The 20,695-nt window shown below is 67.0% G+C and carries 14 protein-coding genes and 1 riboswitch; of the genes, 8 read left to right on the top strand and 6 right to left on the bottom strand.

The genetic code is table 11. The annotated features are described in order from the left end of the window. Nucleotides 1-9: 9 nt before the first annotated feature. A complete protein-coding gene (locus tag GV035_RS14410) occupies nt 10-186 on the bottom strand; it encodes a DUF1328 domain-containing protein (protein ID WP_159835737.1) in 177 nt (58 codons plus the stop codon). Between the two features lie 162 nt (nt 187-348). On the opposite strand from GV035_RS14410, the gene GV035_RS14405 reads away from it, so the two are divergent. Both GV035_RS14405 and GV035_RS14400 read left to right on the top strand, forming a co-directional pair. Next, complete coding sequence (locus GV035_RS14405) at nt 349-1,809, top strand: sensor histidine kinase (protein ID WP_159835736.1); 1,461 nt, start codon at nt 349-351, stop codon at nt 1,807-1,809. A 155-nt stretch (nt 1,810-1,964) separates the two neighbouring features. Then, nucleotides 1,965-2,099 carry an entericidin A/B family lipoprotein gene (locus GV035_RS14400; RefSeq protein ID WP_159835735.1) on the top strand — a complete coding sequence of 45 codons (135 nt, stop codon included), beginning with the start codon at nt 1,965-1,967 and terminating at the stop codon, nt 2,097-2,099. A gap of 314 nt (nt 2,100-2,413) precedes the next feature. Here the strand turns inward: GV035_RS14400 and GV035_RS14390 are convergent, their stop codons facing one another. Continuing rightward, nucleotides 2,414-3,361, bottom strand: coding sequence for an EamA family transporter (locus tag GV035_RS14390; RefSeq protein ID WP_159835734.1), 948 nt, complete (start codon nt 3,359-3,361; stop codon nt 2,414-2,416). Nucleotides 3,362-3,639: 278 nt separating this feature from the next. After that, nucleotides 3,640-3,782: riboswitch (TPP riboswitch) on the top strand. Nucleotides 3,783-3,908: 126 nt separating this feature from the next. Here GV035_RS14390 and thiC point away from each other — a divergent pair. The 6 genes from thiC to GV035_RS14360 all read left to right on the top strand — a co-directional run bounded on the left by thiC (nt 3,909) and on the right by GV035_RS14360 (nt 10,328). Continuing rightward, nucleotides 3,909-5,840, top strand: coding sequence for a phosphomethylpyrimidine synthase ThiC (thiC, locus tag GV035_RS14385; RefSeq protein WP_159835733.1), 1,932 nt, complete (start codon nt 3,909-3,911; stop codon nt 5,838-5,840). A 261-nt stretch (nt 5,841-6,101) separates the two neighbouring features. Continuing rightward, nucleotides 6,102-6,314 carry a glycine zipper 2TM domain-containing protein gene (locus GV035_RS14380; RefSeq protein WP_159835732.1) on the top strand — a complete coding sequence of 71 codons (213 nt, stop codon included), beginning with the start codon at nt 6,102-6,104 and terminating at the stop codon, nt 6,312-6,314. A gap of 207 nt (nt 6,315-6,521) precedes the next feature. Then, nucleotides 6,522-7,031: a hypothetical protein gene (locus tag GV035_RS14375; RefSeq protein WP_159835731.1), complete on the top strand. Its 510-nt coding sequence runs from the start codon at nt 6,522-6,524 to the stop codon at nt 7,029-7,031. A gap of 233 nt (nt 7,032-7,264) precedes the next feature. Beyond that, nucleotides 7,265-7,447, top strand: coding sequence for a hypothetical protein (locus GV035_RS14370; RefSeq protein ID WP_159835730.1), 183 nt, complete (start codon nt 7,265-7,267; stop codon nt 7,445-7,447). A gap of 206 nt (nt 7,448-7,653) precedes the next feature. After that, on the top strand, nt 7,654-9,255 hold the full coding sequence (locus tag GV035_RS14365) for an L-lactate permease (protein ID WP_159835729.1): 1,602 nt from the start codon (nt 7,654-7,656) through the stop codon (nt 9,253-9,255). Nucleotides 9,256-9,389: 134 nt separating this feature from the next. After that, complete coding sequence (locus GV035_RS14360; RefSeq protein ID WP_159835728.1) at nt 9,390-10,328, top strand: DMT family transporter; 939 nt, start codon at nt 9,390-9,392, stop codon at nt 10,326-10,328. A 42-nt stretch (nt 10,329-10,370) separates the two neighbouring features. Here GV035_RS14360 and arfB read toward each other — a convergent pair whose 3' ends face one another. Genes arfB through recC form a run of 4 tightly spaced genes read right to left on the bottom strand, consistent with a single transcriptional unit; the run spans nt 10,371 to nt 20,554 of the window. Next, nucleotides 10,371-10,778, bottom strand: coding sequence for an alternative ribosome rescue aminoacyl-tRNA hydrolase ArfB (gene arfB, locus GV035_RS14355; RefSeq protein WP_159835727.1), 408 nt, complete (start codon nt 10,776-10,778; stop codon nt 10,371-10,373). 28 nt (nt 10,779-10,806) lie between these two features. Further along, entirely contained in the window at nt 10,807-13,422 is a 2,616-nt protein-coding gene (locus tag GV035_RS29485; protein WP_236572606.1) for an AAA family ATPase, read from the bottom strand. Further along, a complete protein-coding gene (recB, locus tag GV035_RS14340; protein ID WP_159835725.1) occupies nt 13,419-17,153 on the bottom strand; it encodes an exodeoxyribonuclease V subunit beta in 3,735 nt (1,244 codons plus the stop codon). Before recB ends, GV035_RS29485 begins: the two co-directional genes overlap by 4 nt. Next, complete coding sequence (gene recC / locus GV035_RS14335; RefSeq protein WP_159835724.1) at nt 17,150-20,554, bottom strand: exodeoxyribonuclease V subunit gamma; 3,405 nt, start codon at nt 20,552-20,554, stop codon at nt 17,150-17,152. The genes recB and recC overlap by 4 nt, the downstream gene beginning before the upstream one ends. Nucleotides 20,555-20,695 lie beyond the last annotated feature (141 nt).

The following is a 20,695-nucleotide window of genomic DNA, read 5'->3' as shown; positions in this document are numbered from 1 at the left end:
CCAGCCCCGCTAATCGACCGCTTTCTTGGTGATGACGAACCCGAGCACGAGAAACACGACGCACAAGATCAGGAACAGTACGAACAGGAACTTGGCGATGGTCGCGGCGCCCGCGGCAATGCCCGTGAAGCCCAGAAGACCGGCGATCACAGCGACGATCGCGAAAAACAAAGCCCATCTCAGCATGATCGCTCCCCGTAGGAATGGATGACGCACTCATGCTAGCCGCGCGCTGTCCCGCGCGCATTCGGGCTGGCTCCTTTTTTGCTGTGAGAATCCACCGACATTCGCTTTCAAATCGGCTGCGCGAAGCGGCCATCTGCCTCGTCGCCGCCCGAGAACCACGCCATGAGCCACCTGCCTCACGCCGCGCTGCCCGGCATCGCGCAACACGACGCCCCGCCCGCGTCCGACACCGCGACGACTCCCGCGACCCGCGCCGGCTTCGCGCGCATCAACCGCCTCAACGAATGGATGCATCGCTATAGCTGGGCCGTCGCGATGACGGTCGCCATCGTCATCACCGTCGGCGGGCTCGTGATTCTGGAGTCGGGGCGGATGCGGATCGCCGCCGAATACGAAACCGCGCTCGACGCCAAGAGTGCGACCGCCCAGCTTTCCGCGCTCGCGGCGGACATCGCGACGCTGTCGGCTCAGGGCCAAACCTTCGCGCTGAAGCCGGACGCCGCCTACAAGGCGCAGTTCGAAGGGACGGCCGCGCACGTGCGCCGCGCCCTCGCCACGCTCGACGCCTACTATCGCCGCATCGGCGACGACACCGCACTCGCGAGCTTCGCGCAGATCCGCGTGGCGGCGAACGACGCGATCGAGCGGACGGCGTCTTCCGATGCATCCGCCGCCAACGACACGACACTCGATGCCGCCCTCTCGCTGCTGCGCCTGAACGAAGAACAGCGCGCGCAGCACGCGCTCGACGCGAGCCGCGCCGACCAGCGCATCTCGACGCTGTGCGTCGCCGCCCTGTGCGCGCTCAACATCGTGTTGTTTCTGCTGCTGTTCCGCAATCTAGGCATTCAGCTCGACAAACAGGATCGCGTGCAGAAGGCGCTCATCACGCAGCAGGAAGAACTGGATCGGCTCGTTTTCGATCGCACGCGACAACTCGAGGCGCTCGCGTGGCATTTGCAATCGGTCAGCGAGGACGAGAAAACGACGCTCGCCCGCGAACTGCACGACGAACTCGGCTCGATCCTGACCGCGAGCAAGATGGACGTCGCGTGGGTGCGCGGCAAGCTGCGGGAATCCGAGCCCGCGATGGCCGAGAAACTGTCGCGCGCGATCGGCAATCTGGATCAGGGCATCGCGCTGAAGCGGCGCATCATCGAAGACATGCGGCCGACCGTGCTTGCGAACTTCGGTCTCGTGACCGCGCTGCGCTCGCTCGCCGATGAAGCCGCCCAGCGCAACGGCTGGACCGTCGAGGCCGACCTGCCGGACGACGACGTGAAGCTCGGCGAAGCCATCGAGATCGCGCTCTTTCGCGTGGCTCAGGAGACGCTGACGAACGCCGCGAAATACGCGCACGCGAGCCGCATCCGCATCGCGCTCACGCTCGATGCGGCGAACGTCGCGCTCAATATCGCCGACGACGGCATCGGCATCAGGCCGCAGGATTTGAAGCGCACGCAGACGCACGGACTCGTCGGCATGCGGCAGCGCGTGTCGGCGCGCGGCGGGCGCTTCGAGATCGAACGCGTGATGCCGCACGGGACGAGCATTCGCGTGTCGATGCCGCGCGAGCGCGTGCACGGCGATACGACAGTCGCGCCGGCGCGCGCCGCCGCGTAGGACGATGCCGACGCGAATTGCGGAGTCCGCCGACAAAAAAAACACATGCGTACCTACAGCGCGCGCTCGGGCGCTTTTTTAAGATTATTTACACCGGTGAGGCCCAACGAACGAGCAGCGGCCAATCCAGACACTTCACTTCAAGGGGATTGAACATGACTCGAATCATCGCTTTGCTGCTGATCGCGGGCACCGCTGCGCTGGCAGGCTGCAACACCGTCTCGGGCGCGGGCCAGGACATCTCGAAGGGCGGTCAGGCTATTTCGAACTCGGCGGAAGAGCATAAGTAAGCCGAAGAGCAGTCAGGAAGCAAGCGTCGTTCGTGTCGTCCCGCCGCCTTGCGCGGCGGGATTTTTTTGTGCTCGCGAACGAACCCGCCCGGTTACTCGGGCAGGTTTGTCGTTTTGTAGTTGGCGAATGTCGCTTACTGCGTACCCGGCAACTCCAGCGCCGCCGTCTGCGTGTTGCCGCCCGGCGCGATCAGCACGCGAATCTTGTCAGGCGCGACCTGCGACAGCGCATTGCCGGAAGGCAGCGTCACGCCGCGTCGCGAGGCGTCTTGCTTACGAACGGCAAGAACGGAAAACGCAGGAACCGAAGGCGATCAAACCAACCCCCGCCTTCGATAATCAAACCAAAACGAAAGCCCCACGCTCAACAAAATGACAACCGTCGCGATGACGGTCCAGCGCGTGATGACTTCGCCGAGCAAGAGCGCGCCGAGCAGCACGGCCACGACCGGATTCACGTACATGCAACTGCTCGCGATAATCGGGCTCGTATGCCGTATCAGAAAGCCGTACGCGACGTACGCGGCCATCGTTCCGACCAGCATCAAATAGAGAAACGACAGCCCCGGCACGAAGCCGATGCTCGACAGCCGCTCGCCGGACAGCAAGGCGACCGTCGTCGAAATGGAACCGCCGAGGCCGATCTGCAGCGCCGTCGACATGAAGAGGTCCGACGGCAGCTTCACGCGGCTCGCGAGATGCGCGCCGCCCGCCCAGAAGATTGCGCCGCAGAGAATGGCGATGCTGCCGGCCGTCGAGCCGGACGACGAGTCGCCGTGGTTGAGCAACACGATGCCGACGAGCCCCAGCCCGACCGCGACCCACTCGCCCTTCGCGATGCGCCGGCCCGTGAGCGCGGCAATGATCGTCGCGAAAAGCGGGACGGTGGCGACCATGACGGCGGCGGTTCCCGTCTCGACGGTCCGCATGCCGTAGGCGAGCATCCCGCTCGACAAGCCGACGAGCAGCGTGCCGACGAGCGCGGCGTTGCGCACTTCCGCCATCGTCGGCCAGACGGGTTTGCGGCGCGCCGCGAGCACGAAGAGGCCGATGCCCGCGAACAGATTGCGCAAGCCGGAGAGCAAGAGCGGCGGAAACGACGCGAGCGACAGATGCACGGCGAGATACGTCGATCCCCACACGACATAGACGACGGCCAGCGCGAGCGCGACTTGCCCCTTGTGCGAACGCGGCGCGCGAAACGGAAAACGGTCGGGGAGGGCGAACGGCAGGCGCGGCAGCCTGGGCGACAGATTAGACATGCGTTACCCGATCCTGCGGACGGCAACTGAACGGGCGAAGGACGCGTCGGGACAAACGAAACAGGACGGCATGGCAAAACGGTTGGAGTGCGAACGCGCGTGCCAACGCAGAACAGCGGGCAACGCGGGGCATCGATTGCGGCCGCGGCGCCTGATCAGGGAAAACACGCAGGCCGCGGCGAGCGACATTATGCAGTAAGCGCCCCGCGCGAACGACGAATCGCCAAACCAATTTTCGGATGGTTGCCAACACGCCACGGTGCGGTGTAATGTGGCGGCTGCTAACGCGGGGGTCCTGCGTTGCGCATCGCGATTGCGGCCGGTGTCATCGAGCGCAAGCGCCTCGTGCGGCGTGGGTGAGAAATACCCTTTGAACCTGATCTGGATAATGCCAGCGCAGGGAAGCGTTCGGGTTCGACCGGTTGCGCCGCATCAGACCACTTCTTCGAACCCGTACCTTTCCGTCTCGTTCCTCCCTGTTTAGCTCCTGAGTCAGCCGAGCGCGGCAACGCTCGCATGTCAAAACGTCCCACAGGAGAGACAGCACATGAATGCCAATCCCAAGTTTCTGTCGGAAAACGCCGTCGTCGACGCCGCCGCTATCGCGCCGCTGCCGAACTCGCGCAAGGTCTACGTGACCGGCTCGACGCCGGACATTCGCGTGCCGATGCGCGAAATCACGCAGTCGGACACGCCCGACGGCTTCGGCGGCGAGAAGAATCCGCCGGTGTATGTGTACGACACGTCGGGTCCGTACACCGATCCGGATGCGACAATCGACATTCGCTCGGGACTGCCCGCGCTGCGCGCCGGCTGGATCGAACAGCGCGGCGACACGGAAGAACTCGCGGGCCTGTCGAGCGAATTCGGCCGCGAGCGCGCCGCCGACCCGAAGACGGCCGAATTGCGCTTTCCCGGCCTGCATCGCAAGCCGCGCCGCGCCGTCGCGGGCAAGAACGTCACGCAGATGCACTACGCGCGCGCGGGCATCATCACGCCGGAGATGGAATACATCGCGATCCGCGAGAACCAGCGCCGCGCCGAATATCTCGAAAGCCTGCGAAAGAGCGGCCCGAACGGCGAAAAACTCGCGCAGATGATGGGCCGTCAGCATCCCGGCCAGGCGTTCGGCGCGGCGGCCTTCGGCAAGGACGCGCTCAAGGAAATCACGCCCGAGTTCGTGCGCGATGAAGTGGCGCGCGGCCGGGCGATCATCCCCGCGAACATCAACCACCCGGAAAGCGAGCCGATGATCATCGGACGCAACTTCCTCGTGAAGATCAACGCGAACATCGGCAATTCGGCGGTGAGCTCGTCCATCGGCGAGGAAGTCGACAAGATGACGTGGGCGATCCGCTGGGGCGGCGACACGGTGATGGACCTGTCGACCGGCAAGCACATCCACGAGACGCGCGAGTGGATCATCCGCAACTCGCCGGTGCCGATCGGCACGGTGCCGATCTATCAGGCGCTCGAAAAGGTCAACGGCAAAGCCGAGGACCTGACGTGGGAAATTTTCCGCGACACGCTGATCGAGCAGGCGGAGCAAGGCGTCGACTACTTCACGATCCACGCCGGCGTGCGCCTGCAATACGTGCCGCTGACGGCGAACCGCATGACGGGCATCGTGTCGCGCGGCGGCTCCATCATGGCGAAGTGGTGCCTCGCGCATCACAAGGAGAGCTTTATCTACGAGCACTTCGAAGACATCTGCGAAATCATGAAGCAATACGATGTCTCGTTCTCGCTCGGCGACGGCCTGCGCCCCGGCTCCATCTACGACGCCAACGACGAAGCGCAACTCGGCGAACTGAAGACGCTCGGCGAACTGACGCAAGTCGCGTGGAAGCACGACGTTCAGGTGATGATCGAAGGCCCCGGCCACGTGCCGATGCAGCTCATCAAGGAGAACATGGACCTGCAGCTGCAATGGTGCGACGAGGCGCCCTTCTACACGCTCGGGCCGCTCACCACCGACATCGCGCCGGGTTACGACCACATCACGTCGGGCATCGGCGCCGCGATGATCGGCTGGTTCGGCACCGCGATGCTCTGCTACGTCACGCCGAAGGAGCACCTGGGCTTGCCGAACAAGGACGACGTGAAGGAAGGCATCATCACGTACAAACTCGCGGCACACGCGGCGGATCTGGCGAAGGGCCATCCCGGCGCGCAGGTGCGGGACAACGCGCTTTCGAAGGCGCGCTTCGAGTTCCGCTGGGAAGACCAGTTCAACCTCGGTCTCGACCCGGACAAGGCGCGCGAATTCCACGACGAGACGCTGCCGAAGGATTCGGCCAAGGTCGCGCACTTCTGTTCGATGTGCGGCCCGCACTTCTGCTCGATGAAAATCACGCAGGACGTGCGCGACTTCGCCGCGAAGCAAGGCGTGAGCGAAACCGACGCGCTCACACACGGCATGCAGACGAAGGCCATCGAGTTCGTGAAGAAAGGCGCGGAAATCTATCAGCCGACGTGATGATGCGCTGTCTCTGACGGACTGAAAGCCTGACCCGGAACGGCCTGTCGCGCGGCAAGTGCGGCAGGCCGTTTCGCTTGTGCGCTTCGTGCTGTGAGCCTTGTCTGGCACGGCGCTCACGTCGATTCAGACGATTCGGGCATCTTTCCTGCTGCGTATCGAACGAACCGGCGAAAAAACGCGGCACGCGCGCCGGACCATGCATTTCGTCCGGAAAGTCGCGCCGCAGCCGATTCATTCCATCAACACTGGAGAGTCGACATGAAAAACATTAAACAAATCGGCGCCGCAGCAATGCTCGTAGCTTTTTTCGCCGGCCTGACCGGCTGCGACAGCATGTCGACGCGTCAGCGCGACACCGCGATCGGCGCGGGCGTCGGCGCAGCGGGCGGGGCCGTGATCGGCGGCAGCGCGCTTTCGACCTTGGGCGGCGCGGCCGTCGGCGGGGTGATCGGCAATCAGGTCGGCAAGTAAGCGGTAGCGCGTGGGCGTGCGGCGCGTGGCGCCGCGCCGCGCGGTGTTTCATGTCTGTTACAGGAAGCGATTCCGGCCATCGTCCCTCACAGGGCGCGCGCAACGCGCCATGCATCGATCGACTAAGCTCCTTTTAACGGACCCGTCCCGGTTCTGCGAGACCACTGAACCCGAAGCGTTCAGAAGGCCACGCCAAGGAGCAGCATCATGATCTGCGCACGCCTCAGCCCTGTACGGAGCGCCCTCGGCGCGCTCGCTGCGGGATTGCTCGTCAGCGGGTGTTATTACCCCTATCCCGACTATCCGGCTGGCTCCTACCCGACCGTCAGCGCCGTGTACGCGCAGCGCGAGTTCGCGTTGCCGGCGCAGGGCGCATCGGGCGCGTCGGCGGTGCCGGGGACCGGCACGATCTACTCGACTGAACAGGTGCCGTACTCGGCCGTGTGGCCTTACGCCGACTATTACGGCGCGTATCCGGCGTACGGGTATCCGTATCCCTATGCGTATCCGTACCCGGCGTACTACGGGTACGGCTATCCGAGCATCGCCGTCGGCTTCGGCTACTGGGGCGGCGGCGGATGCTGCTGGGGTCACGGATACGGCTGGCACCACGGCGGTGGCTGGCACGGCGGCGGAGGCTGGCACGGCGGCGGTACGTGGCAAGGCGGATATGGCGGCCACGGATACGGCGGCGGTCACGGGGGCGGACGCCACTAAGTCCGCAGAATGCCCCGCGCGTGTTCGTTTCCGTTACAAGAATCGGCGCGATACCGCGCCTCATTCGGCATGCCGTAACGTTCCTGAAACATTTTTCGATGCCGCGCGCTCAGCGGACGATATTGGCGCTCCGGTGCGCTATGCCACTTTCGTTTTCCGACAAGGCTTTGGCGGATTTCGCCAGACGATTGGCACGGTTCTAGCTATCCACTGTCCCTATTTGCCGCGATGCGATGGCGCGCAAGCCGTCGCTCACTTCAGTTCTCGGGGAACAGGACATGATGGCCTTTGTGTTTTTCTTGCTGTGGATGCTCGCCTCTATCGCGCTGCTCACCGTTTGGGTGTTCCGTCAGAGTCCGCCCACGAACCGCGACAGCGGCGCAACGGCGGCAACCGCCGCAGCCGTCGAAGGATGATGATCCACGGCTGACGGCTCGCGAAAAACGCCCGCGTACGCGGGCTTTCACCGCTTGACGCGGTTTGCCTGTCACATATTCTTAGTGGGCGTGTTACGCCGGCGCTTAAGACGGCGCGCGTCGTCTGCGCCGGCGACTGAACATCGAACTCTGCACGCATGGCGGCGGCGGCCGCCGCTTCGCCAACAAGAGAAAAAGGAGACTCGATGTTCCATCAGCTACTCACCCCGATCGCCAATTCGCTGGCGCTGTCGTTCATCGTCGCGGCGCTGCCGATCATCATCGTGCTGGTGCTGCTCGGCTGGGCGCGTCGCCCCGCGTGGCAGGCGTCGCTCGCCGGACTGATCGCCGGGCTCGTCATCGCGATCGCGGGCTGGCACTTCCCCGTCGGGCTCGCGCTGAATTCGGTCGCGGCGGGCGCGGTCTTCGCGCTCTGGCCGGTGATGTGGATCGTGTTCGCGGCGATCCTGCTCTATAACGTCGCGCAACGATCCGGGCGATTCGAAGCCTTTCGCCTGTGGATGGTTGATAACCTGCCGAACGACCGGCGCATCGTGCTCGTCGTCATCGGCTTTTCGTTCGGCGCGCTGCTGGAAGGCATCTCCGGGTTCGGCACGCCGATCGCCATCACGAGTTCGCTCCTGATCCTGCTCGGCTTCCCGACGCTCGAAGCCCTCACCTTCACGCTGATCTTCAACACGGCGCCGGTGGCCTTCGGCGCGCTGGGCGTGCCGATCACCGTGCTCGGCGCGGTCACGCACCTGCCGACCGACGCGCTCGCGAAGATGGTCGGCCGCCAGTTGCCGCTTTTCGCGTTCTGTCTGCCGTTCTACGTGATCGCGGTGTACGCGGGCTTTCGCAACATGCTGCGCGTGTGGCCGGTGCTGCTCGTCTCCGGCGGCGCGTTTGCGCTGACGCAGTTCGTCACGTCGAACTTCATCAGCTATGCGCTGACGGACGTGCTCTCGTCGCTGATCTCGCTGATTCTGACCATCGCGTTTCTGCGTGTCTGGAAACCCGCGCCCGACGAACGCTTCGCGGTGAACGTCGACCGCGTGAGCGGAACGCGCGCCGCGGTTTCGGGCGGGCAAGGCTGGCTGCCGTGGATCGTCGTCTCGGTCGTCGTGATCGTGTGGACGATCGCGAAAATCTTCCTGATCGGCGATGTCAAGGTCGCGTGGCCGGGGCTCGACAAGGCCGTCTACATCACGCTGTACAACCAGCCGTACGGCGCGATCTGGGACTTCCAGCCGCTCGCGACGGGCACGGCCATTCTCGTCGCGGCGATCATCACGGCCGCGCTCGTCAAGCTGCCGGCGCGTGAATTCGGCGCGGCCATCGTCGATACGTGGGTGCAGACGCGCATCGCGATTCTGACGGTGGCGACTATCGTCGGCCTCGCCTATCTGATGAATTACTCGGGCATGAACTACACGCTGGGGCTCGGCGTGGCGTCGGTGGGACCGCTGTTCCCGCTCGTGTCCGCGTTTCTCGGCTGGGTCGCGGTGTTTCTCTCGGGCAGCGATACGTCGGGCAATGCGCTATTCGGCAACCTGCAAGTGGTCGCGGCGCACCAGCTCAATCTCAATCCCGTGCTGATGGCGGGGACCAACTCGTCCGGCGGCGTGATGGGCAAGATGATCTCGCCGCAGAACATCTCGACGGGCGTCGCGACAACCGATCTCAAGGGCAAGGAAGGGCTCGTCTTCGCGCGCACCTTCAAGCATTCGATCCTGCTCACCGTCATTCTCGGCGTGCTCGTCTGGCTGCAGCAGAACGTGCTCACCTGGATGATTCCGCCGCATTGACGGACCTCGCGCCCCGCGCCGGACGCGGGGCGTGCTTTCTGCTTCTTGCCGTCTCATTCGGCGAAGGCTGCATGGCGCGCGGCGCGGTGTAACATGCGCGGACTTTCACAAGCAGGCTGAAGTCCGCAATCGTCATGTCCATCGTCAATTTGTTTCAATTAGTCGTCCTGGCCGCCATGTGGGGCGCGTCGTTCCTGTTCATCCGCGTGGGTGTCGCCGAATTCGGCGTCGCGCCGCTCATGGCCGTGCGCGTGGGCATCGGCGCGCTGTTTCTCGTCGCGATGCTGCTCGCGCGCCGCCCGTGGACCGACACGCTCTCGACGATGCGCAGGCGCGCGGTGCCGCTCTTCGTCGTCGGCATTCTTAATTCAGCGGCGCCCTTCTGCCTCTTCGCGTTCGCCGAACTGACGCTGTCGGCGGGCGCGACGTCCGTCATCAACGCGACGACGCCGCTCTGGGGCGCGCTCGTCGCCTACGTGTGGCTCAAGGACCGGCTGACGACGATGCGCACGATCGGCATGGCGATCGGCTTCGCGGGCGTGCTGCTGCTCGTGTGGAACCAGATCGCGACGCAGGGCGCGCAGGACGGAGGCGCGTCGGCGCTGCCGCTGCGCGGGCTGCTGGCTGCGGCGGCGGCGCTGGCGGCATCGGCGCTCTACGGCGTGGCGGGCAACTTCGCGAAGCAATATCTGATGGATGTCGACGCGACCACGAACGCGGCCGGCAGCATGATCGGCGCGACCATCGCGCTCGCGCCGATCGCCGCGATGACGTGGCCCGCGACGCCGATTTCGTTGCATGCCTGGGAAGCGGTGATCGCGCTCGGCGTGTGCTGCACGGGCATCGCGTATTTTCTGTACTTTGGGCTCGTGGCATCGGCGGGCCCGGCTCGCGCGATGACGGTCACTTTCGTCATTCCGCTCTTCGGCATTCTGTGGGGCGCGCTGTTTCTGGGCGAACACGTGTCGCTCGCGATGATGGAAGGCTGCGCGGTCGTGCTCGCGGGAACGGCGCTGGCGACGGGTGTCCTCAAGCGCGTGCCGTTTGTCGGGCGGAAGTCGCTGGCGCGGTAGGCTGTTCTGCTCGATCGGGTCGTTGCGCTCGCTTCGCTCGCTCTATTCGTCGCGCACGCGTCCGCGCCCCGCCTTCACCGCGCCGCGTTTCACTTTGCCTTCCACTCGCCGAACCTGCGATGCGCGCGTCGGCTTCGTCGCGACGCGTTTGCGCCGGGTGACGCTCACGCTGCGAATGAGTTCGTCGAGACGCGCCAGCGCCGCCGCGCGATTCATGTCCTGCGTGCGATGCTCCTGCGCCTTGATGACGATGACACCATCGCGCGTCACGCGGCTGTCGGTGAGCGCGAGCAGACGCGTCTTGATGTGCTCGGGCAGCGACGACGCGCGAATGTCGAAGCGCAGGTGAATGGCGCTCGACACCTTGTTGACGTTCTGGCCGCCCGCGCCCTGCGCGCGCACGGCGGTCAGCTCGACCTCGCCCGGCGCAACCGCGAGACTATCGCTCATGAGAAGAACTCCTTCGAATACTCGAGCGTCATCTAAACCCGCCGCTCACGCTCATCAACCGCGACATTCTCGCCGCGAGGCCGGAGTCGCGGCGCGTGGGCGCGCTGACCGCCTGCGCGAAGATCTCGGCCGATCCGATCACTTCGATCCGGCGCTTCGCCCGCGTGATCGCCGTGTACACCAGTTCGCGCGACAGCACGCGCACGAAGCTGCCCGGCAACACGAGCGCCGCCTGCTCGAACTCCGAACCCTGCGACTTGTGGACCGTGAGCGCAAACGCGGTATCGTGCGGCGGCAGCGCAGCGGGCGAAACGTAGCGCAGGGACCCGTCGGCCATGCGGAACGCGACGCGCAGCGCGCCGTCCGCGCCCGGCAGCGCAATGCCGATGTCGCCGTTGAAAAGCCCGAGCGCGTAGTCATTGCGCGTGACGATCACCGGCCGTCCGGCGAACCATTGTGCGCCGAGCGCAAGCGCGATGCCCGCATGCTCACGCACGTTCGCCGCGATCCGCGCGTTCAATTCATCGACGCCGCGCGGACCCTTGCGCGTCGCGCAGAGCACGCGAAAGCGGTTCAGCGCGTCGAAGAGCCGTGCTTCGTCGTCTTGCGCGCTGCCTGACGCCGCGCGCCGCGCTTCGAGCACGGTCGAGAGCGCGTCGGCGTACGGCGCGAATCCTTTCGCCAGATGCGCAAGCGTGCGTTCGGACAGCGCGGCGTGGGCGTCGTCGAAGAGCACGGCGGCGCGGGCGTCCGGCGAGTCCGCGGCGGCGTCGGTGGCGGGCGAATGCCTGATGTCGAGCGCGTCGAGTGCGGCCTGTGCATCGCCGTCGCGGATTGCGATCGACAAGCGGCCGATCGCCGAATCCAGCCCGAAGCGATAGTTGCGCGCGAGCCAGACGACGCAGTCGGTGAGGGGGGCGTGGGGCTTGTTGTGCTCGTGGTGCTTCGGCACGTTGTGCCGGTTCAGTTCGTTTTGTTCGTTCTGCTCGCTCGGCTGGTTCTGCTGGCTGGGCTCGTTCGGTTGTTTCGGTTGGTTCAACCCGCTTTGCCCGTTCCGCCCGCCCGGCCCGCTCTGCCCGCTCTGCCCGCTCTGCCCGCTCTGCCCGCTCTGCCCGCTCTGCCCGCTCTGTTCGCTCTGTTCGCTCTGTTCGCTCTGTTCGCTCTGTTCGCTCTGTTCGCTCTGTTCGCTCTGCCCGCTCAGTCCGCTTTGTCCGCTTTGTCCGCTTTGCCCGCTCGGTCCGCTCCACCCGCCCTTCCCGTCGCGCTCGTTTTCCTCATCAAGCCAACCGCCACCGCGGCGCTCGTCTTCCGAGTGCGGCTCCGAGTCGATGGTCGCGAAGAGATCTGCGTAGCCTTCGTCGTCGAAAACGACTTGTGTGCGCGACGCCGCCTCCGTGCGCAACAACGCGCCGCCCGAACCCTGCGCAGCGCGGTCCGCGCGCTCGTTACGTCGGGCGTCTTCGGGCGTGAATAGATCGCCGTCGCCTCCGCTTTGCGTCGAGGCAGGCGCCGCCGCGATGGTGTCGCCGTCGAAATCGTCGTCGGACAGCGACGCCACGGACGCGCCCAGCGGCAACACCGCCCGCAACCGCGCCTCATCCACACCCAGCGCCTCGGCGATCCGCCGCGCGCCCGCCTCGCTGAACGACGGCCGTGCGCTCAGTTCCGCGAACACCGCGCCCGCTTCGACCGCCGAAAGCTGGTCCTTGTCGCCGAGCATCACGAGCCGGCTCGACGGCGCGACCGCTTCCAGCAGATGCGCCGCGAGCGCGACATCGATCATCGACGCCTCATCGACGACGATCACGTCATACGGAAGCGGATTGTCCCGGTGATGCCGAAAGCCGCCGTCCGGCAGCACGCCCAACAGGCGCTGCAACGTGAACGACGTGCGCGGCAAGCGTTGCGCGAGTTCGGGCGGCAACGTGTCCGCGCGCTCGATCAGCGCCTCCTGCATGCGCTGCGCGGCCTTGCCGGTAGGCGCGGCGAGCGCGATGCGCAGGTGCGGATCGGCATCGAGCAGACAGGCGAGCACGCCGACCACGGTCGTCGTCTTGCCCGTGCCGGGGCCGCCGCTCACGATGGTCAGCCTTCCCGCCAGCGCGACGAGCGCGGCGACGCGCTGCCAGTCGATCTCGTCGTCCGCGCCCGATCCGAAATAACGTGCGATGCGCCCGGCGTGCGCCGACAACTCTTGCCCGGACACGGGAACGCTCGCCGCGCGCGCCCGCTCGACCAGCGCGGCCGCGAGCCGTCGTTCGTAGTCGAAATAACGGGCGAGATACAGCCGGCCGTCTTCATCGATGACAAGCGGCAGCAAATCCGCCGCCTGCATGGCCGGCTGCGTGCGCGCGAGACAAGCAACGCCGCTCGCGAGCAGCGCATCCCGTACTTCGCGCGGACGCTCGCCGTGGCGGCGCGCGAGCGCGGCGAGCGGCATGCACACGTGCCCGAGCGCCGTCGCACGGCTGATCGCGTGCGCCGCGCGTTCGGCCCACTCGACCGCATCGGCGCTCGCGCCCGAACGCCGCGACAGTTCGCCCATGCGCCGCGCGAAGCCCTCGGCGAGCGCCGCGCTTTCATCCGCGACACGCGATGCCGTCGATGCCGTCGATGCCGTCACAGTCACGTCGATCGTGCTCATGCCGCGCCTCCGAACATCAGCCGGTCGAGCGCCTCGACGAGTGCGAGCGGCGGGCGTCCCCGATGCACGCCGCTCGGCGCGTCGCCGTCGCGCCAGTCCGGGCGCACGCCGCGCACGAAGAGATACAGATAGCCGCCGACGTGGTTCTCGTAGTCGTAAGCGGCGAGCCGTGCGCGCAGATACCGGTGCAGCGCGACGACATACACGAGCGCCTGAAGGTGATACGCGTGATGCGCCATCGCGTCGGCAAGCGGCGCGGCACTGTAGTCCGCGGCGCGCTCGCCGAGATGATTCGACTTCCAGTCGATGATCCAGTAGCGCCCCTCGTGCTCCACGATCATGTCGATGAACCCCTTGATGAAGCCCCGCAACGCGCCCGCTTCCAGCGCGACGTCGGGATAGCCGTGCGCGGCCAGCAAGCGCCGCAGCGCCGTGAAATCCAGCGTCGGCGCGGGAAACAGAAACTCGAGTTCGTTCATGCGCCGCGTCGGCGGAATCTGCGAGAGCCTCAGGCCCGGCGCGATCTCGGTCGAAAGCGTATCGGCGATAAGGCGCTGCATCATCGGACGCAGGCGCTTGCCGAGCGGTTCGGGCGCGGGCATCGGATGTTCGCGCAGCGCGCGGTCGATGGCGTCGGCCCACGTCGCGGGCTGCGTGAAATCGGCGAGTTCGTACATGCGATGCAGACATTCGCCCGCCGCCGCGCCGCGCGGGAACGCGAGGATGTCATCGTCGGCGAGCACGGTTTCGTCGCGCGGCGGTGCATCCTGAAGAACCGGCGCAATCGGCACGTTCAGATCCGCGAGTTCGTCGTGATCCGGACGCGCTTCGACCGGCTGCGGCTGGTTCGCCTCGTCGCGCGCGCCCGCCGCGATCAGCGAGCTGAAGCTCGCCATGCGCCAGCGGTCCCGCAACAGACGCTGGTTGGTGCGCGCCGTCATCTCGTGCGTGCCGGCGGCATCGGCGTCGAGCGGCTCGCGCGTGCCGATGACGGGCAGCGGCGACACGCCGATTGCGCCATCGGCCTGCGCCTCCAGCGCGTGCCACGCCGCGACGATGCCCGCTTCGTCGGGCGGCTCGTCGCAGAACGCGTCGAAGTCCTGCCCCGCGCCCGCGACGAGCCAGTTGAGCACGCTTCGCCGCGACTCCTTCGTCGACTTGTTCGAGACGTTCGAGATATACACGCCCGCGACCACGTAGCAGCGATACACCGCCCGCGTCAGCGCCACGTAGACGAGCCGCGCGCGTTCCGCCGCCTGCTCGCGGGCGATGGCGGCGCTTACCTCCTTCGATTCGTCCTCGTCGATGCCATAGTGCAGCACCGCTTCGCCCGCTTCGTCGTGATACTCCTTCGCGTCCGGCAAGCCGGATTTCGCCGCGTCGCGCGATGCGCCGTCGTTGAGAAACGGGCAGAACACGACCGCGTACTCCAGCCCTTTCGACTTGTGGACCGTCACGATCTGCACGAGATTGCGGTCCGATTCCAGCCGCAGTTGCGCGTCCTCGCCGCCGCCCTGCTGCGCGCGCTGCGCGGCGAGCCAGCGCAGCGTCGGCGCGATGCCGGGCTGCTCGGCCGAGCGCGCCTGCAACAGTTCGGCGAGATGGTTGATGTTCGTGAGCCTGCGCTCGCCGTCGGGCCGCGTGACGAGGCGCGCGGCGATCGACAGTTCGCGCGTCAGCGTGCGCCACATCACCGCGAAACCGCGCTCGTGCCAGATCGTGCGATAGCGCGAGAAACGCTCGACCCAGCTCGTCGAGTCGTTCGGGCCGTCATTGGCATCCGCTGCGGAAACTGCATGTTCGAGACGCCAGAGCGCGCCGGCATCGAGACCGAACCAGTCGGTGGCGAGCGCGGCGCGCAGCCGTCGCAAGTCGCCCGGCGTGTCGATGGCGGCGAGCACGCGCTCGATCTGCTCGGCGTCGAGCGAGCCGAACACGGACGCCTGCGCCAGCTCCACGCTGCCGACGCCCCACGCGGCCAGCACGCGCTTCACCATGCTGCCCTGCCGATGCGTCTGCACGAGCACGGCGATATCGCCGGCGCGAAGCGGCGCGTCGCCGATGCGCACGTCGCCGCGTTGCGCGCCGCGCAAGAGCCGCGCGATTTCGGCGGCGCACGCCTGCGCTGCATCGCGCTGCGCGTTGGCCTTCGAGAGCGCCGACTCACCGTGCGGCAGCATCCACACGCAAAAATCCGCGGTGTCGGAATACGCGGCGGCGGGCGTGGCATCGACGAACGGCCCACGCGAACGCGTGCCCGCGCGCACCGGCTGATAGTCGAGCCCTTCCAGGATGAACGCCGACGGATTCGCGCCGAACACGCGGTTGCACGCCTCGATGATGCGCGCCGTCGACCGCTGATTAACCGCGAGCGTGTAGCGCGCGCTCGCGCCCGCGCGCGCCGCGAGATACGTGTGCAAATCGGCGGCGCGAAAGCTGTAGATGGCCTGCTTCGGGTCGCCCACGAGAAAAAGCGGCCCGTGCGGCGCGAACACCCGATTGAAAATGGCGTACTGCAACGGGTCCGTGTCCTGAAACTCGTCGATGAGCGCCGCCGGATAACGCTCGCGCAGCGCCTGCCCGAGCCACGCATGTTTGACGAGCGCGTGATGCAGGTTCGAGAGCAGGTCGTCGAAAGAGACGACGCGGCGTGCGCGCTTTCTCGCCGACAGCTCGGCCGGCGCGTACGCCAGCCATTCGCGCACGATATCGAGCCACAGCGCGCGCTGCGAGGCTTCGGCCGCCGCCGCCGCCGCGGCGAGCGTCTCCGCGTGCTCGAAGAACGGATGCGCGGGCGGCGTGTGCTTGACCTTCGTGCCCTTCGCGAGCGCCGACGCGGTGATCTTCAGCGCGTCTTTCGGCGGCGGCGCGTGACAGTCCGCATCGGCGAAATAGTCGGCCCAGGCGTCGATGGCCGCTTCGATCATCGATCGCTTGTGCGACGTTTGCTTGAGCATCGCTTCGGCGTCGAAGAGCAGCTTCGCGATCGCGTCGCGCTCGGCGTGCCATAGCGCGCAGGCTTCGTCGAAGAGCGCCTTTGCGTCGGCGGCTTCCGCGGCCAGCGCCTCGGCCGAATCGCCCCAGCGCAGCGTTGCGAGCGGCTTTTTCAGGCGGCGCGCAAGCTGCGCATCGAGCGATGCCGGCCCCGCGCCCTTCGCGACGAGCCACGCCGCGAACGAAGGCACACGCGCCGCCGCCGGCTCCACGCGCTCGCGCCAGAAATCGGCGGCAAGCTCGAAGCGCAGCGTGCTGTCGTCGGCTTCCATGTCGAACGCGAACGGCATCGCGGCGGCGAACGGCGCTTCCTGCAGCGCGCGCTGGCAGAAGGCGTGAATCGTGTGAATCGCGGCCTGATCGAAGCTATGCAGCGCGATGCGGATGCGTTGCAGCGCCTCCTCCGGGTCCAACTGGTCGAGCGTCGTTTCGAAGAGCCGCTCGATGAATAGATCGCCCGCCGCATCGCCGTTTTCGATGGCATGCGCGACGCCCGCGAGCCGCGTTCGGATGCGCTCGTGCAGTTCGGCGGTCGCGGCCTTCGTGAACGTGACGACGAGAATGCGCTCGACGCTCAACTGCTTTTCCAGCAGCAGGCGCACGTACAGCGCGCAGATGTTCCAGGTCTTGCCCGTCCCGGCGGACGCCTCGATCTGGTTGACGCCATCGAGCGGACAGTCGAAGACGTCGAGTTCCTGCACGGTTTCGTTGTTCACGGCGTGAGTAAGGGTGGTCATGCGCCGCCCCGCAGATGCTGCCGAAGCGGTTCGAACACGATGCGCGCGAGCGTCGCAAAGCGTTCGTCGAGCGTGAGCGGCTCACCGCGAAACGCGATGCGATACGCCGGATCGTCGGCTTCGGCGCGCGTGCGTTCCGACTCCCACGCGGCCTGCGCCTTGGCATCGCCTTCCGTCAGCTTGAGCCATGCGCTCTTCGGAAAGAAGCGCAGCGGCATGCGCCGTCCCGCGCGATACAGCGCCGCGAGCGTGCCGAGATGCGCGAGCGGATCGGCGACGGGCGCGAGTTCGAAATCGGCCGACTGCGCGCCGCGCCCGTGCCACACCGTGCGGCGCGGACCCTCCGGCAGCGCCGCGCAGTAGACGAGGTGCGCGAGCCACGCCGACAGGTAATCGCGGGCGCGCGGCTGATCGTAGCGGTAGATCACCTGCCCTTGCGGCGTCAGGCGATTCAGCGTGCCGGCGAGCGTGAACGGCCGCTCGTCGATGAGCGCATCGTCATACTTTGCGAAGAGTGGCACGCCTGCGGTGTCGGGCCAGCGCGGCGCGATGTCGAGCACGAACGGCAGCCGCGTCACGCCTTCCGCGACCGACACGCGAACGCGGTCCGCCAGATGCGCGAGCGCGTGCATCTCGCGCGCCTGCCAGACCGCGCCGGTCGCGCCGCCGGGCATCTCGGGGCTCGTGCGCGCGACGTGGCGGGCGCGTTCGCGGGCCCGCGCGGCGGTATCGTCCGCCGCGTCCAGCAACGACGGCAGCACGCGCGCCGCGAGCGCATCGCGGCCCGCGAAGCCGAGCTCGAACGGCTCGGTGATGTCGAGTTCGGCGTCGGCATCGACGAGCGCAATGCCCAGGCGATCGCGCAGCAGCGCGCGCGCCGGGTGCCGCCAGAAGCGCACGAAGTCGTCGAACGCGACGATGTCTTCGTCGTCTTCCGCCGGCAGCGGCGCGGCGAAAAACGGCGGGCTGCCCTGCGTGCGTCCCGCCGCGAGCGCGCGCGCGAGTTCCGCCCGCTCGGGCTCGTACGTGAAGAGCCGGCCGCCCGGCTCGAAGTACTCGGGCGCGAACGGCTGAAGCGGATGCTCGTGGACGAACAACGCGCGCGCCGCGCGCAGCGCGTCGGGCGCGGCATGCTTGCCGGCAACCGCCTGCGCCAGATAATCGAGCAGTTCGTCGATCAGCGCGGCGGGCGGCAGCACGGCATTGTCGCGAATGCTGCGGCCCGTGTACGCGATCATCAGCCGGTCGCGCGCGGCGAGCATCAAGTCGAGAAAGAGATTGCGCTCGTCGTCGCGCCGCTGGCGGTCGCCGAGCTTGCCGAAGCTCGCCATCAGGTCGAATTCGTCGGCGCGCGTGAGGCTCGGCAGCATGCCGTCGTCCATGCCGAGCAGGCACACGACGCGATACGGCAAGCCGCGCAGGCTCGTGAGCGACGAGAACGTGACGCCGCCCCACGGCACGCCGCCGCGCGCCGGATCGTCGAGCGTATCGGTGAGCGCGGTGCGGATCACGGCAGCAGGCACTTCCATGTCGCGCGCACCTTCGCCGATGGCGACGATCAGCGCGTCGATGGCGTGACGCACGTCGCCGATCGTGTCGTTGAACGCGACGCCGGCATCGAAGAAGCGCGCAAGCGCGTCGAGCAGCAAATCGCCCCATGCACGCGCGTCGCGCGGCGTTTCGATCGCTTTCGCGAAGGCGTCGATGTCGTCGATGAAGCGCGTGAGGCGCCCGAGCAACTCCGCTTCGGAGCCTTGCGGGCCTTCCACCGGCAACCAGTCCGCGACCGGCGCGCCGCCGCCGGGCAGCGCGTAGCCGAGATAGAGCCGCGTGAGCGCGTCCGCGAACGTGTGGCGCGCGGCGGGCACGTGTTCGCTCGACACCTCGCCGGGCCGCAGCCCGCGTCGCGCGCCCGCTTGCGAGAGCCATTCCTGCGCCGTTTCGAGCGATGCCGCGTCGATGCCGTAGCGCGTGGCGATGGCATCGACACGCAGCCATTCGATCAGCTCCGGCGCGCCGACGCCGCGCTCGGCGAGCGCGAGCCAGTCGAGCATCGCGCGCGCGACGGGATTCGCCTGCGACGGCGGCAAGCCCGTGATGCGATACGGAATCCGCCGCCGCTCGTTGCTGGCGCCCGCCGGCGCGGTGCCGAAGATGCCGTCGATGAGCGGGCCGGCCACCGCGAGATCCGGAAACGCGACGAGCACATCGGACGGCTCGAGCCCTTCTATCGAGTCGAACCAGTCGAGCAGGCGGTCGTGCAGCACTTCGAGTTGCCGCGAGAGGCTATGGCAGACGTGCACTTCGACGCCGGTATCGACGATCTCTTCCGGCCGAGGCGAGGCGTTGTCTTCGTCGAGCGAGAGGATGCCGTTCTGCACGCGTGCGAGCCACGTGGGCGCGGGGTTCTCCTCGAACAGTTCGCGCTCGCTGGACGCCGCGCTTTCGGTGAGTTCGTTGAGCATATGAAGCTGCGCCTGCGTCTGCCGGCCCCATTCGGCCAGCAGCGGATGGCCTACTTCCTGAAAATCCGCCTCGCCCTTCAATTGCAACTGCTCGACGCGCGCCTCGCTCACGATGTCGAACCAGAATTCGCGGCACGGATTGAGCGCGTAGATGCGCACGTCGATCCAGCGCGACAGCTCGCGCAGCAGCGCGATGTGCAGCGGCGGCATCGTCGGCAGCGCGAACACGCTGATGCGGCGCGGCCACTCGGCGCGCATCGCGGTATCGAGATCGAAGCGCGGCGCTTCCGCCAGAAAGCGGTAGGCGGGCGGCGTGGGGTCGTGCTTTGCGTCATGCTCTTCATCGGGCGATGCGAGGTCTTCCAGCAACGCGCGCCACAACGCCGCCTGCCAGTTTTCGTCCTGGCGCTGGATGTCGCTCGCGCCAACCAGATGCGGCCCGCGCGCCTCGGTGTGCGCGCCGCCGCCCGCGAGGATCGAGCCGCCCGCCTGCCAGTGCGTGAGCCATTCCGGCCGATAAGTCAGATAGTGATCGAACACCGTCGCGATGCGGCGCGCGAGTTCGTAGCGCATGGAATCGTCGGCGGCGTTCAGATACGTCGACAGGCGCGGCGCTTGCCGGAACGCGGGTTCGTCGAACAGGCGATAGCAACGCCACGCAAGCCGGTCCGGCGCGAACGGCGAATGCGCGGGCACCGGCAGCACGCGGCCGATTTGCGCCCAGAGCCACTGCGCGAGATAGCAGAACTGCACGTTCGCGCAGATGCCGAAACGCTCAGCCATGTCGAGTTCCAGCCGGCGGCGCACGGCTGCGCTCGGCACGATCACGGCCTCGCTCGCGAACGGATCGCTCTCGCGCATGGCGAAGGCGTCGAGGTCTTCGAAGAGCGCGGCGGCGAGCGTTTCGTGGCGATTCGAGTAGAAGAGTTCGAGCATGGAAGGCGGTCGGAATGCGCTTTCAAAGCCGCAAAAAGCAAAGCTTTGTCAAATCAAGCGCCAGCATAGCAAAGGGTCGTGCGTGCCGAGAACTCGGCCATTCAGCCAAGGTCCGAAGGCTCGGTGAGTTGGGTTAGACTC

The organism is Burkholderia sp. 8Y, assembly GCF_902506145.1.
Lineage (GTDB): Bacteria > Pseudomonadota > Gammaproteobacteria > Burkholderiales > Burkholderiaceae > Caballeronia.
The sequence above is the reverse complement of the archived record's forward strand: the minus strand, read 5'-3'. Positions and strand labels throughout refer to the sequence as shown.